The sequence below is a fragment of the Thiomicrospira pelophila DSM 1534 genome, from assembly GCF_000711195.1.
In the GTDB taxonomy this organism is placed as follows: Bacteria; Pseudomonadota; Gammaproteobacteria; order Thiomicrospirales; family Thiomicrospiraceae; genus Thiomicrospira; species Thiomicrospira pelophila.
Map to the genome: position 1 here is coordinate 477,551 of NZ_JOMR01000001.1, position 13,040 is coordinate 490,590.

17 protein-coding genes are annotated in these 13,040 nt (G+C 44.8%); 5 read left to right on the top strand and 12 right to left on the bottom strand.

All coding sequences use genetic code 11. The annotated features are described in order from the left end of the window. Positions 1-79: 79 nt before the first annotated feature. The 9 genes from rpmG to proC all read right to left on the bottom strand — a co-directional run bounded on the left by rpmG (position 80) and on the right by proC (position 6,017). A complete protein-coding gene (rpmG, locus tag N746_RS0102245) occupies positions 80-235 on the bottom strand; it encodes a 50S ribosomal protein L33 (protein WP_029933737.1) in 156 nt (51 codons plus the stop codon). Between the two features lie 13 nt (positions 236-248). Further along, positions 249-485, bottom strand: a complete 237-nt coding sequence (gene rpmB, locus N746_RS0102250; protein WP_029933738.1) for a 50S ribosomal protein L28 — start codon at positions 483-485, stop codon at positions 249-251. Between the two features lie 182 nt (positions 486-667). Then, entirely contained in the window at positions 668-1,345 is a 678-nt protein-coding gene (gene radC / locus N746_RS0102255) for a RadC family protein (RefSeq protein ID WP_029933739.1), read from the bottom strand. A gap of 66 nt (positions 1,346-1,411) precedes the next feature. Beyond that, positions 1,412-1,828: a hypothetical protein gene (locus N746_RS0102260; RefSeq protein WP_029933740.1), complete on the bottom strand. Its 417-nt coding sequence runs from the start codon at positions 1,826-1,828 to the stop codon at positions 1,412-1,414. Between the two features lie 16 nt (positions 1,829-1,844). Further along, entirely contained in the window at positions 1,845-2,780 is a 936-nt protein-coding gene (locus N746_RS0102265; protein WP_029933741.1) for a PilZ domain-containing protein, read from the bottom strand. Positions 2,781-2,862: 82 nt separating this feature from the next. Then, positions 2,863-3,477: a methionine biosynthesis protein MetW gene (gene metW, locus N746_RS0102270; RefSeq protein ID WP_029933742.1), complete on the bottom strand. Its 615-nt coding sequence runs from the start codon at positions 3,475-3,477 to the stop codon at positions 2,863-2,865. Next, positions 3,474-4,613: a homoserine O-succinyltransferase MetX gene (metX, locus tag N746_RS0102275; protein ID WP_029933743.1), complete on the bottom strand. Its 1,140-nt coding sequence runs from the start codon at positions 4,611-4,613 to the stop codon at positions 3,474-3,476. Before metX ends, metW begins: the two co-directional genes overlap by 4 nt. A gap of 10 nt (positions 4,614-4,623) precedes the next feature. Beyond that, positions 4,624-5,193, bottom strand: a complete 570-nt coding sequence (locus tag N746_RS0102280) for a YggT family protein (RefSeq protein WP_029933744.1) — start codon at positions 5,191-5,193, stop codon at positions 4,624-4,626. Then, positions 5,193-6,017, bottom strand: coding sequence for a pyrroline-5-carboxylate reductase (gene proC, locus N746_RS0102285; protein ID WP_029933745.1), 825 nt, complete (start codon positions 6,015-6,017; stop codon positions 5,193-5,195). Before proC ends, N746_RS0102280 begins: the two co-directional genes overlap by 1 nt. A 184-nt stretch (positions 6,018-6,201) precedes the next feature. Between proC and N746_RS0102290 the strand changes: the two genes are divergently transcribed. The 3 genes from N746_RS0102290 to N746_RS0102300 are packed head-to-tail and all read left to right on the top strand — an operon-like array spanning position 6,202 to position 7,673. Continuing rightward, positions 6,202-7,137 (top strand): hypothetical protein, encoded by a 936-nt coding sequence (locus N746_RS0102290; RefSeq protein ID WP_051678461.1) that lies wholly within the window; start codon positions 6,202-6,204, stop codon positions 7,135-7,137. After that, positions 7,097-7,456 (top strand): membrane protein insertion efficiency factor YidD, encoded by a 360-nt coding sequence (gene yidD, locus N746_RS10755; RefSeq protein ID WP_081835964.1) that lies wholly within the window; start codon positions 7,097-7,099, stop codon positions 7,454-7,456. The genes N746_RS0102290 and yidD overlap by 41 nt, the downstream gene beginning before the upstream one ends. Position 7,457: 1 nt before the next feature. Next, positions 7,458-7,673 (top strand): YjfB family protein, encoded by a 216-nt coding sequence (locus tag N746_RS0102300; protein WP_029933748.1) that lies wholly within the window; start codon positions 7,458-7,460, stop codon positions 7,671-7,673. Between the two features lie 84 nt (positions 7,674-7,757). Here N746_RS0102300 and folE2 read toward each other — a convergent pair whose 3' ends face one another. The 3 genes from folE2 to N746_RS0102315 form a co-directional block, all read right to left on the bottom strand. Continuing rightward, positions 7,758-8,705 (bottom strand): GTP cyclohydrolase FolE2, encoded by a 948-nt coding sequence (gene folE2 / locus N746_RS0102305; protein WP_029933749.1) that lies wholly within the window; start codon positions 8,703-8,705, stop codon positions 7,758-7,760. A gap of 92 nt (positions 8,706-8,797) precedes the next feature. After that, positions 8,798-9,829, bottom strand: a complete 1,032-nt coding sequence (locus tag N746_RS10570) for a CobW family GTP-binding protein (RefSeq protein ID WP_051678462.1) — start codon at positions 9,827-9,829, stop codon at positions 8,798-8,800. Then, a complete protein-coding gene (locus tag N746_RS0102315) occupies positions 9,795-11,141 on the bottom strand; it encodes an FAD-dependent oxidoreductase (protein ID WP_029933751.1) in 1,347 nt (448 codons plus the stop codon). The genes N746_RS10570 and N746_RS0102315 overlap by 35 nt, the downstream gene beginning before the upstream one ends. 228 nt (positions 11,142-11,369) lie before the next feature. On the opposite strand from N746_RS0102315, the gene N746_RS0102320 reads away from it, so the two are divergent. Then, positions 11,370-12,329, top strand: a complete 960-nt coding sequence (locus N746_RS0102320; RefSeq protein WP_029933752.1) for a permease — start codon at positions 11,370-11,372, stop codon at positions 12,327-12,329. Positions 12,330-12,358: 29 nt separating this feature from the next. Next, complete coding sequence (locus N746_RS10760) at positions 12,359-12,976, top strand: MTH895/ArsE family thioredoxin-like protein (RefSeq protein ID WP_156018238.1); 618 nt, start codon at positions 12,359-12,361, stop codon at positions 12,974-12,976. Positions 12,977-13,040 lie beyond the last annotated feature (64 nt).

Consider the following 13,040-nt stretch of genomic DNA (forward strand, 5'->3'; position numbering starts at 1 on the left):
AAGAGGTCGGTGGATTTCCAGATATAAAAAAACCGACGCAAGGTCGGTTTTCTAGGCTAAATCAAAATTTCTTGTAAGATTATTTGATTTTGGCTTCTTTGAACAAGACATGTTTACGAACCACTGGATCGTATTTCTTGATTTCAAATTTTCCAGCCATAGTACGTTTGTTTTTATCCGTAGTATAAAAATAACCTGTACCCGCTGATGAGACTAACTTAATTTTATCGCGCATAACCGTCTCCTAATTAAACCTTCTCACCACGTGCGCGCATATCTGCAAGCACTGACTCGATTCCGTTCTTGTCGATTGTACGCATAGCAGCTGGTGTAACGCGTAGTTTTACAAAGCGGTTTTCAGATTCAACCCAAAAACGATGTGCTTGCAAATTTGGCAAAAAACGGCGACGTGTTTTACGGTGAGAGTGGGAAACATTGTTACCGACCGCAGGGCGTTTTCCTGTGACTTGGCAAACTTTAGACATCTCTCAATCCCCTATATCCATTCATTAACGATGAAAACTTCAGAGCAAGCAGCAACCCGCTTGCTCAAGAATTCTAAATTACGGTAAAGAAACTTTACCTAAAAACAAGAAGACGGAATTATCCACAAATCCTGACTTGAATGCAAGACTTAATTCGGTTAATTCCAAAATTCTGCATGGAGTTAGATTTGACCACTCTCTGCCATTGAGTGCCAGCGTCCATGATCACCTAGGATAACATGATCTAGCAAGCGAACATCCACGAGTGTTAAGGCTTGTTTGATTAATTGGGTGATTTGATGGTCACTTTCGCTGGGGTTGGGTAATCCTGACGGGTGGTTGTGAGTGACAATCGCCGCCGCCGCATTGTGTTTGAGTGCGAGTTTAACCAGTTCGCGCGGGTGCACGCTGGCTTGATTTACCGTGCCATAAAATAAAATTTCAAAGTGAATCATTTGATGTTGTTGGTCGAGCAATAAACAAGCAAATTGTTCACGCGGTTGATGACCAATTTGATTCATAAAAAATTGGGCGCTCAATTCTGGCGATTGGAAAGCTTCGCCTTTTTTTAGACCGCTTTCAAAATGTCGCCGTGCCATTTCCAATACCGCATTTAGTTGTGCATATTTTGCCAAGCCCAAACCTTTTGCTTGGCAAAATTCGGTTTGGTCGGCATGTAGTAAACTGTGTAGATCGCCAAAATGGTCAAGCAGATCTTGAGCGAGTTCGACGGCATTTTTTCCCTTGACACCCACCCGTAAAAAAATGGCCAGCAACTGAGCATCTGTCAGGCTGGCGGCGCCAAATTCGATAAGTTTTTCACGTGGTTGGTCATGGGTATGCCAGTGTTTGATCGACATTTGGCTCCTTGTAGGCATGGCAATGTTACACGTCAACAAAAGGAAAATAACTACTAAGCCTGGTGCCTAAGCGGCTTGTTGTTTGACCTTTTTCTGGCAAATAGTCATGAGGTTTTTGATTACTTTGGCAAATACAGGGTAACGATATTCGGTGATTTGATAAAGACTTTGTGCGCTTTCATTGGGTAGTTTGAGGGCAAACCGAGAAATTTCGAGGAGTTTGTTCATTTGGGGTGCAGTAAAACGATCACTCAGCTCAAAATAAGACACTTTAGTGAGCATGACTTTATCAATAATGTCGAGCCATTCAGTATCGTTGACAAAGGGGTATTCTTTTTGGAAAAAATCATCAATGCCGTGTTGGCGCATTAGAATCAGCTGTTTTAACGTACTAAACTTGAGCAGATCTTCAGCTGGTGGCTTTAAGTTTAGGGCGAGTTCTCCGATAAAACCGGTTTCAACTTGATGGCTTGTGCCGGGCATAATAAATTCTCGTTATTTAAAGCTTAAATTTTAAGCACTCTTGGATTTCGTAGCGCTGGATTTCGGTATGTAAAAAGGCTTGGTCTTTACTGTCTGGAAACTCAAAATTCACCGCCATGCGTTCAAGGCGCCCAAGTGGTTCACCTTGAATATTGACAATCACGCCATCAAACTTTAGCACTTTTTCGGCTTCAGGAAAATACAAATGCACATGTACGCGTTGGTGAATGTCAAAACTTTTTTCAGTTAAGACGGCCAAGCCGCCCGCACTGACATTGGCCATTTCTTCAGGCCAATCTGTAGGGTTTTGGCGTAAGCAATGATCATCATGAATGCGCCTAAATAGTTCGGTATGGGTGGTGATGAATTCGGCACAGTGCAAAATGGATTGCACGAGCGGAATGCTGTCGTATTTGGCGTCACCAAAAATCTGACTTAATTCGTCAATTCGAAAGCCGTGAGGCAGGTAATCTGGCGCATAAAAGTGATCAGCTGTAGAGCTTGAGATACTCTCAACGAGCTGATTTAAAAAGAATAAGTATTTGTCTTCAATGGTCTTAAGGTGTTGGTAGGTTTTTGGGGAGGATTGTTCAAGAGGTTTAATTTTGCTAAAGCCGCGTTGATGACTGGTTAAGTCTTGCCACATGGCTTTGTTGAGTTTTGGATTATGGCCTCTTGCAATCATTTCACAACATTCGCCAAAAAACTCTAGGCGTCGAATGATATCTATAAAAATATCAGTTAAAACTTCTTTTTGATCTTGAATATGGTTTAGGGATTCTAGCGTTTTTTGTTTTTGATCCGCGAGTTGCTTATGAATGTAAGGAGTATGATATTTGGCTCCGGTTGAGTAAATATCACGGTCAAAAAGCTGAGCGTATGCCGTAATGAAATAGCGCACAGGCATATCAATACGAAAAAAACGTCGTGCATTTCTAGATGATCGAGACATAATGATGGTGTGCCAGCATATTTTTTATTTTATTGCCATTCAGTATAGGCAATATTTCCAAAAAATAACAGCTCGTTTTGTCTTAATTACGCTTTTTTACTTTATAAAGTGCGACTTCTCCAAGTAGATTTGGCCATAATCGCATGCCCACATTCGTTTGGTGTTGGCTGTTAACCACTGTCCGTGCCATCACCTCAATTCCCTTTTCTTCACATAGTCTTTCAAAATCATTAAAAGTACAGAGGTGAATATTGGGGGTGTCGTACCAATGGTAGGGCAGTGTATCTGTTTCTGGCATTCGGCCTTTCAATAAAAGTTGGGCGCGCATTTTCCAGTGACCAAAATTGGGGAAGGTAATAATGCCTTCTTTACCAACGGTAAGCATGTGGTCAAGCAATAAATCTGGACGACTGACGACTTGCAGTGCCTGGGTCATGATGACGTAGTCAAAGCTGTGCGGATCAAAATATTCGCTTAAGTCACCGCTGTTCAAATTGCTTTGAATGACGTTGATCCCATTCATAACGGCTTTAATATTTTTTTGCGGATCAATTTCCATACCGTAACCGCGTACTTGGCGATAGGATTGTAGGTAAGTTAATAATGTTCCATCGCCACACCCAAGATCCAGTACGTGAGAGCCGGGGGTGATCCAGTCCGAAATTAATTTAAATTCTGGTGTGATAATCTGACTCATGCAGGACGATTCTCCTGTTGTATGCGACGCATGTAGGCGTGAAAAACACCCTCGTAATGAGTGTTGGGCAACAAAAATGCATCGTGTCCGTGTTCAGACACCACTTCGGCATAACTAACGCTTAGATCGTTATCCAGCAATGCCCGTACAATTTCTCGTGAACGTGCGGGTGAAAAGCGCCAGTCTGAGGTAAAAGAAATTACCAAAAATTGAGCTTTTGTGTTGGCAAAAGCTTGGCTAAGATCATTGTCAAATTCAGATGCTGGGTCAAAATAGTCCAAGGCTTTGGTCATGAGTAAGTAGGTGTTGGCATCAAAGTTTTGCTTGGTCGCAAATTTTTCACCTTGATAACGTAAGTAACTTTCAACCTGGAATTCAACTTCAAAGCTATATTTGAGTTTGTCGGCACGCAGTTCGCGCCCAAACTTCGCCCCCATCATGTCATCAGATAAATAAGTTAAATGCCCTAGCATGCGTGCTAGTGCCAAGCCACCTTTTGGGATGGTGCCGGCCTCAATAAATCGCCCTTCATGAAACTCAGGGTCGGTCATAATAGCGCGTCGAGCCACCTCGTTGAATGCAATATTTTGCGCACTTAATTTAGGTGCGGCCGCAATCACTACCGCATGACGAAGTTTATCTGGGTAATCAATCGCCCACTGCATCACCTGCATGCCACCCATCGATCCCCCAACGATCGCAGCCCATTGCTCAATACCTAAGTGTTGGCGTAATTGGTTTTGGCTGTGTACCCAGTCACGACAAGTGACTATCGGAAAATCACTGCCAAACACCTTGCCAGTTTCAGGGTTAAGCGAAGTTGGGCCAGTTGAACCACGACAACTGCCCAAATTGTTGGAGCACACCACAAAAAATTCGTTGGTATCAATCGGTTTGCCCGGGCCGATATAATCATTCCACCAACCGGGCTTATCATCACCTTCATAAAAGCCAGCCACATGATGATCGCCACTGAGTGCATGGCAAATCAAAATAGCATTATTGGCCTCAGCATTTAGCGAGCCGTAAGTTTCATAGACTAGATCATATTGAGGCAGTACTGCGCCGCTGACCAAGGCCAGTGGTTCATCAACATGTAAGGTCTGAGGGGTGACAGTTCCGATTGAGTTTTTCATGGGCGCTATTTTACACCATTGATTGTGCAAGCTGCGCGATTGAGCCGACAATTAATATCTGGGAAAGCTTGATCACCAAGATCGCGACAATCGGTGATAAGTCAAAGCCACCCATCGGCGGAATCAAACGTTGAAATGGCGCCAAGATAGGCGCTGTCAATTGGCGAAATATATCCAAATTGGGGTTGCGGCCTTGATCAATCCAGCTCAAGATGATTTGGATAATAATCAACCAAAACAGCATGTCGAGCAATACGTTGAATACCTCTGTTAAGGCACTTAATAAAATAAAGGCCAGTCCAAAATCTCGGGCGCTGAGCCAGCTGACGAGCAAGATGAAAATGACCTGTACTGAAAAGGCCGCGCCCAACGCGGCATAGTCCCAGCGACCTCGAGACGGTAAAAGTATTGCAAAGGGTTTACAAACCGGATTGGTTACTTTGGCAATAAACATCACAATTGGATTACGCCAATCGGTATAAGTCGCGCGGATTAAAAAGCGTAAAACCAAAACAAATATCACCAGGCCTGCAATAAATTGCAATAAAAATAAACCGGCTTGATCGACAGGTGAACCCATTATTCTTCTCCTAATTCATCGGCAAGTTGTTGAGCACGCGCTTTTGCAGCTTGCATGGCGCGTTCGATTATTTGTTCAAGTTGGTCGGCTTGGAAGCTTTGAATCGCCTTTTCGGTGGTCCCGTTGGGGGAGGTGACTTTATGGCGTAAAGCGGTGCAATCATCGGAGCTTTCTAATGCCATTTTGGCGGCGCCAAATGCAGTTTGAAGCGTCAAGAGGTGGGCGGTTTTTTTATCTAGCCCGAGTTTTTGGCCTGCGGCCTCCATCGCCTCCATAAATAAAAAGTAATAAGCTGGGCCGCTGCCAGATAACGCGGTAACGGCGTCCAATTTTTCTTCTTCTTTAACCCATAGCGTTAATCCAGCCGCACGCAGGATTTCTTCAGCCTGGTTATGCTGTAGCTCGCTAACCTTATCGTTCGCAAACAACCCAGTTGCACCCGTTTGAATTAAGGCTGGCGTATTAGGCATGGCGCGAACCACCGCTAAATTGCCGCCGAGCCAATGATCAATATCACGACTGCGAACACCCGCTGCGACCGATATAATGAGTGGCTTTTTTTTCTGAATGTCAGTTAGCAGTTGTTGACACAAAACTTTGAGCTGCTGCGGTTTGACAGCCAGCACAAGAATCTCAGCTTTTTTGATGACTTGATGGTTGTCTTGAAAGCATTCAATAGAAAAATCCTGGCTAAGTGCCTGGCAAACATCTGCACTAGGGTCTGCGGCTAGAATTTTAGACTTGTCATAGCCGCTGGCAATTAAACCGCCAATCAAACTTCGACTCATATTGCCCGCACCGATAAAAGCAATTTTGGCGTTCATAATTATCATCCTTAAATCGTTCGAGATGCTCATATTATGCCAAATCCCAGCCTTGCTTTAGAAATATCTAAAGCAAAACTGAAGCTGGCCGCTAAATAAAGTACAAAAGAATAATAAATATTATAGAAAAAACTGGGGTTTTTAACTTGCTTAAAGACGTCACTTTGACCGGAAGGGTTTTTTTATGTCAATCGCATCGTTACCAGGTCTCGCGTTTGGACAAAGCGAAGCCAAGTCACCGTTAAGTATTGTGGATTTATTTAACGCTTCGCATAAAAAAAATGCAGCCGGAAATCCTAAGTCTGGCGAAGCTGACTTGCCGGTAAAGCGTCTTGATCATGCCAGTATGTCAGCCGCATCCATGCAGCGTTATCAAGGTTCATATCATTACTCTAATACCATGAGTATGCAGTTAACGACGCGTGAAGGTGATCAAGTTACGGTAGATTTTCGCCAGCTTTATGCGCAATACCAAGAGTTTAGCCATCAGCAAGCCAGTGAAGAAGGGCCAAAAGGTGTACGTTATTTTGAATCGCGTGAAGCGATGGAAATGACCGCGTTTGAAGAGCGTTTTGGCATCAGTGTGCAAGGTGATTTGAATGAAGAAGAACTCGGCGCTATTTTTGATGTCTTCGAGCAGGTGGATCAGCTCGCGAATAACTTTTATAACGGCGATATTGAAAAAGCGTTTGAGCAAGCAATGAATTTGCAAGTTGATTTTGGTCAAATTCAGTCTTTTAGCTTAGATATGACTCGCAGCGAAATGCGAACCGTATCTTACCAGCAAGCGGCCGTTGCTCAATATCAACAAGTGCAGAACTCAAACGATAAACAAGGTCAGGTTGGTGTAAAAGACTTGCCACCTTATTTGCAAGGCTGGCAGTCAGCCATCGAACGCTTAGACAAGCAATTCGCGCAAGCACAAAAGATCTTTGATGAGTTATTGGCTAATACTTTGGTGCAGCGTTTTCCAGAGCAAGATAGCCGTGAAGGCTGGTTTGAGCGGGTAAAAAGTCTGCATCAAGAAATGGCAGGTTTGTTAGGGGATAATAACGCTAAATTTGAGGAAACAGAACCAAGTGAAGCTATGGGCCGCCCTGAAAAAATACAATCCGCTTAAATGGTTATTGATTGGGCTGGTGCGTGTTTACCAGCTCTTTATTAGCCCGCTTCTCGGACCCAGATGTCGTTTCTATCCGTCTTGTTCACATTACACGATGGAAGCCTTGCAAAAGCATGGTTTGATTTACGGTTTCTGGCTAGCAATTCGGCGCATTGGACGCTGTCACCCGGCTAATCCGGGTGGGGTTGATCCGGTGCCTGAATGTGGCTGTGGTTGGTTGGGACATCGCTGTGACGACCATCAGCTTGTAAAAGACTCGGACATGGAAAATTCGCCAGACGAGACCATTAAAAACAGCGATAAAAAGGAGAGTTAACATGGCTATACCAGAAGGCGTTACGGCTGGCGGCGTGGTTGCAGGTACGATGGCGCAAAGCCAGGTATATGCAAAGCAAGAAGCTCAGGTAACCATGCTGAAAAAGTCCATGGATGTTCAAACGGACGCGGTAATGACGTTGTTGGAAGGGATTGCCCCAGTGCCAGCTTCAAAGTTGCCCGCTAACCTTGGACAAAATATCAACACGACGGCTTAGTCGTGGCATGAGTATGACGCTGGACTTTACATCCAGGGTCAGTTCTCATTTACCTAACGTTTCTTTAGGGCTTGGAACACCAAGCTAGTTAATCAGTCCCATTAAGTTTGGGTCATCAATGTAACCGCCCTCAACCCCTTTCGTGACCACCGCGACCGCATCATGCGGATGCAAGCTTTCTAAATGATTCACTCGTAACCAATAATCACTAACCTGTGTCTGTTCGTTCATGGTTGCTTGTAAGCGTCTAGCCGCATCCTCGCAGAACATTAAATTACTGGCATTTAAGCGTGCAAACTCTTGCTCATCTTCGCGTTTTACGGCGGCTTGTACCGGGGTTTTTAAACTGTTTTCAATTACGTTAATCCAGGTTGAAAAGTCGAACTCGGTCATGCTGGAAATATTGGCTTTGATCTGGGCGTAAGAGCGCTGGCTGTGTGGGGTGGCACAAATGCCTTCCGGTGTACCCAGCCAATCCAACACTTGTTGATAGTCTAAGTTTTCACCTTGTTTAAACTTCTCTTCAAACGCTTGCTGAATTAGTTGGCGCGACAAAGCCGCCGAGCAAGGGCAGGTTGAGGAGTAAGGCACTTCGATTGTGACTTCACAAGTATATTTACCCTGCTTCAGTTCGCCGCGGAAAGTAGCCGGGTAGTGTTTCCAGCCTGAGTTGTCACTCATTAATGAGGCGCGGCGTTCATAGTAGTCAAATCGGAATTCAACAAACGCGTGATCACTTAAACCTTGGTGCGACTCAATAAACTTGCTCAAAATATCTTGTATGCGCGCAGGCGATAAGGTGTGTTGAACCGCCATTTGATCGAGCAGCAGGTACAGCCGAGACATGTGGATGCCTTTGCTCTGAGGGTCTATCAAGTTGACATAAGCTTGGGTACGAGACGATAACCGAATGGCTTCGTGTTTGGATTGAACCAGAACGGGCAGTTCTATGCCGCTCATTCCGACCCAATTGAGTTTACCTTGTGGGCCCTGGTGGGGTTGGCACGCGATATCGGGCATGTGCTTGGTCATGCAATTTCCTTCTGTAGCCTAACTGCGAGATAGAATTCTATGCAACGCGCGTTATTGATTTTAATGGATCGGTGATAATAACAAGATTTAGCTTATAGGTCACGAACTTGTATTAGATTTGTCAGACTTTTTTCTAATGCTTGGAAGCTTGGTTTAGGATCGACTTCATAATCAAACAACAACTCCAACCGACTGTCGGCACGCCAAGCTTGCTCTTCAAGGCTAAGGTGGCCGACTACCCAGTTAAGTTGTTGCCACTGCTTGCCCATTCTTATCAAACCCTTGGCTCTAACCAGGCCTGGTGGTGGCGTGTCGAACCATTGTTTTACGGCTGGGCGCATAAATAAGACCGAGGGAGCGAAAACCCAGCCGATACTACTAACTGGGCCAACTTGAATTTGAGCACGCATCACTTCAGGCAACTGGCTGTCAGTTTGGATTGATTGACTGACTGTGGCTTGATGAACAGGTGCTTCTAATAAACTAAAACTAGGCCTGGTGGGTGTTTGGTCTAACCAGTTAAGATCAATTTTGGCTTGCTGAGTCGGAATAATCGCCGCTTTTGTCGGACGCAGGCTTTTAAGAAAGGTTTCGGATTGCTCAAGTTGTTGGGTCGAAACTAAATCAGTCTTATTCAGTACTAGGTAGTCGGCTAAGCTAATTTGGTCGCGTAAAACTGCTGATTTTTGATAACGATCTAAATCAAAATTCGCCAGGTTGATGATACAAAAGCTATTTTGTAATTTAAAGTTTTGAGCTGATGGATGACCTTGTAACAGGTCAATGATTTGAGCAGGATGGCCCAAGCCGGTAGGTTCAATAATCAGACGGTCCAATGATTCATGTTGACTGACTTTGTTAAGAGCTTGCGCGAGATTGGCTTGTGCGCTGCAGCAGATGCAGCCGCCGTTAACTTCAAAAAGGGGCGTGTCTTGTGCGCTTAAAACGGCGCCATCAATACCGATGTCACCAAATTCGTTAATGATCAAGGCCCAGCGTTCTTGTGGGGGTTTGTGTGCGAGCAGGTGCCTGATCAGGCTGGTTTTACCGCTGCCCAATAACCCCGTCACAAGGGTGACGGGAGTGGGTTTATTCGAACAGGTCTTGACCATCGAGTAAGTCATCAACCAGTTGCTTGCGGTGCAACTCAATGCCTAAAGATTCACACACAATGCGAGCATCGCGGTAGGCATTGTATAAACAGGTGGTCGCACCGGGAGAGGGGGTCATGTTGAAAATTAAATTTTCGCCCTCTGGCACAATGCTGGCTTCGCCCAGTTTTAATTCGCCGGTGACCTTATCAATGACTTGCGGGCGTAAACCGCCGACCCCTTTTGCAAAGCTTAGGTCTTTTAGCTTTAAGCCTGGAATAATTTTACGTGCATCTTTTAAAAATAGTTTTTGACGAATGCCCGGAATTTCAAATGCGATATTGCGGAAAATGTAATTACGGATCACGCTGTCTTTCATTAAGTCCCAAAATACTTTCAGCACTTTAAAGTCGAGCTTTAAACTTTTCCAGAAATCCCAATAGGTGCCGCCAGTGTAACGCTCTAGTTTTGGTAGCATTAAAGCCGTTGGGCCTAAACGGGTTTTATTAGGTTCGATCAAGTCAGGGTCGCCATGTAACGCGGCAAAGGGTAACTTGTCGTTTTGAATGGTATAAACCTTACCGTTTAACATTTTCGGTACGTAATAAAAGCTACCCGCCATCGGCAGAATCGACATTTTTAAACCGTGCCCAAGCTGGTTGGCGAGCAATAAACTATGCGCACCGGCCGACACCACCACAAAACGTGACATAAAAGTGCCCTGGGCTGTCGTGATTTCGTAGTGATCTTCAAACTTTTTAATGCGTTTGACTTCGGTGCTTAAATTGATCGAAATGTCACTGGCGTATTTGCGCGCGGAACTAATAAAAGAACGCGACAAATTGCCATAATTAACCGCACTGTATTCATCCGTACAGCCCGAGGCCAGAATTTTTTCGGCACGAGGCTGACCATCTACCAAGGCCACGGCCGGTTCAACTTCGGCAATTTTATCGGCATTCCAAAGCTGCATATAAGGGAAGGTTTCAGCAAATTCGTGGTGACGTTTTTCCAGCGCCTCACACTCTTGCTCACCTACCGCTAGGATCATTTTAGGAAACTTGAAAATGAAGTTGTTTTTTTCGACTTGATCAGCGTAACGCACCAGCATATTGGCTTGGCGTTTTACTTGGCCGGCTTTGGCTAAAGAATAATTGGTCTCGATGTCACCGCAATGCAGAGTCTGACTATTGCTGCGCGCGTTTGAGTTAAGCGGTGCAAGGGTGCCATATTTTTCGAGTACAGCAATGGATTTTACGCCGCTGTATTTTGCTAAGGTATAGGTCAAAGCGCAGCCAGAAATACCACCGCCGACAATGACAACATCAAAAACCCGTTTCTTCATGATAGATAAAACTCTTGGGACGAATCGAACCAGCCATTATAAAGGAAACCTTAGCTTTTGGATAACTAATTTGTATCGGGGTATAAATTAGTTGTAAAGGATGATTTGTTCATAATGCTCGAATTTACAAGGGGCATATGGTTGAAAAATATATCTGGGGATGAAAATATAATTGTATTAATCTGATTATTCAGATATATTGTTTTCAAGTTAAGAATGGAGAGCCGCATGTTTAGAGCGCTGGGGGATTTAGTAGCCTATGAATGGCTGGGTTTGTCAGCTGATGATCAGCTGGGTCAAGCGGTGCAGTTTTTTGTCATGGATGTGGTGCAAATCTTTGTACTGCTGGGCGTGGTGATTTATTTGATGGGCTTGTTGCGCACCTTGGTTTCGTCAGAAAGAGTGCGCGAATATGTGCAAGGCAAACCCAAATGGATGGCGCGTTCGTTAGCCATCATTTTAGGTGCGTTGACGCCGTTCTGCTCTTGCTCTTCTGTCCCTTTGTTTATCGGGTTTGTTGAAGCGGGTGTGCCGCTGGGGGTGACCTATTCATTTTTAATTGCCAGCCCAATGATTAACGAAATTGCGCTGGTGATGTTAATCAGCTTACTGGGTTGGGAAGTCGCGCTGTTATATTTGTTAGCAGGCCTGGTGGTGGCTTATGTGGGCGGCGTATTAATGGAGAAACTCAAGCCAGAACGCTGGGTTGAAGACTATGTCTGGAAAATTCAGATGGGTGAGGTGGCAGGCTATGTACCCGATAATTCGCTGCGCGGTCGACATCAGAATGCGGTGGCCGAAGTCAAAGAAATCTTCCGTCGTATATGGAAATGGGTGTTGGTGGGTATCGCGCTGGGGGCGCTATTCCATGGTTATGTACCACAGCAATGGGTTGAAACTTATTTAGCGGGCGACCAGGCCTGGTGGTCGGTTCCCGCCGCCGTATTGTTAGGCATTCCTTTGTACTCCAATGCGGTAGGGGTGATTCCGCTGATCGAAGCCATGTTGGGCAAAGGCGTTCCGATTGGTACGGCTTTGGCCTTAATGATGAGTATTGCGGCCTTGTCCTTGCCGGAATTAATCATTTTACGAAAAGTCGTGAAATGGCCAGCATTGATTTGGTTTGCCGGGATTCTGGCGGTGGCGTTTATGTTGGTGGGTTGGTTGTTTAATTTTATTTTTGTTTAAACTTATTTAAAGATTATTAGGGGAAAGAAATGAAAGGAAATAAAGTTGTACGTTTAATGGCCATTATGGTGTTGCTGCCGATGATTGTTGCGCATCTTTTGGGGCAAGTCGATATGCTGTCACCGAGCTGGTTATGGGTTACGGCTTTTGCCGGACTGATGGGTTTGCAAGCCACCTACACCGGATTTTGTCCGGGCGCATTGATCGCCAAATTTTCAAAAGACGGTCAGTGTTGCGAAGGTGGAAGCTGCAGCAGCTCGCAACCGTCAAATGAAAAATCGGTCTCAAGTTCGTGTTGCGGTGACTCAGCCCAACCTGCTAAGTCGAGTTGCTGTGGAGATGATCCAAAAACCGAATCCAAATGTTGCGGTGGGGATACTGACTGTTGTTCTGACGAAGTGGAAAAAGCGGAGCAATATCAAATCAAAGTGTTAGGTACTGGCTGCGCCAATTGCAAAAACACCTATCAACAGATCGAAAAAGTCTGTCAAAAACTAGGCGTGAATGCCGAATTGAAAAAAGTCGAAGACATCGCCGAAATCGCCAAATACGGTGTTATGACGACACCATCTGTGGTTATTAATGAAAAAATCGTGCACTCAGGTGGCGTGCCTACGGCCAAAATGGTCGAGGCTTGGTTTAAATAATAGCTTCGAGAACGGCTGTGTTAAAACAGATAAAAACGCTCAAATTTTCGGGTTTGGGCGTTTT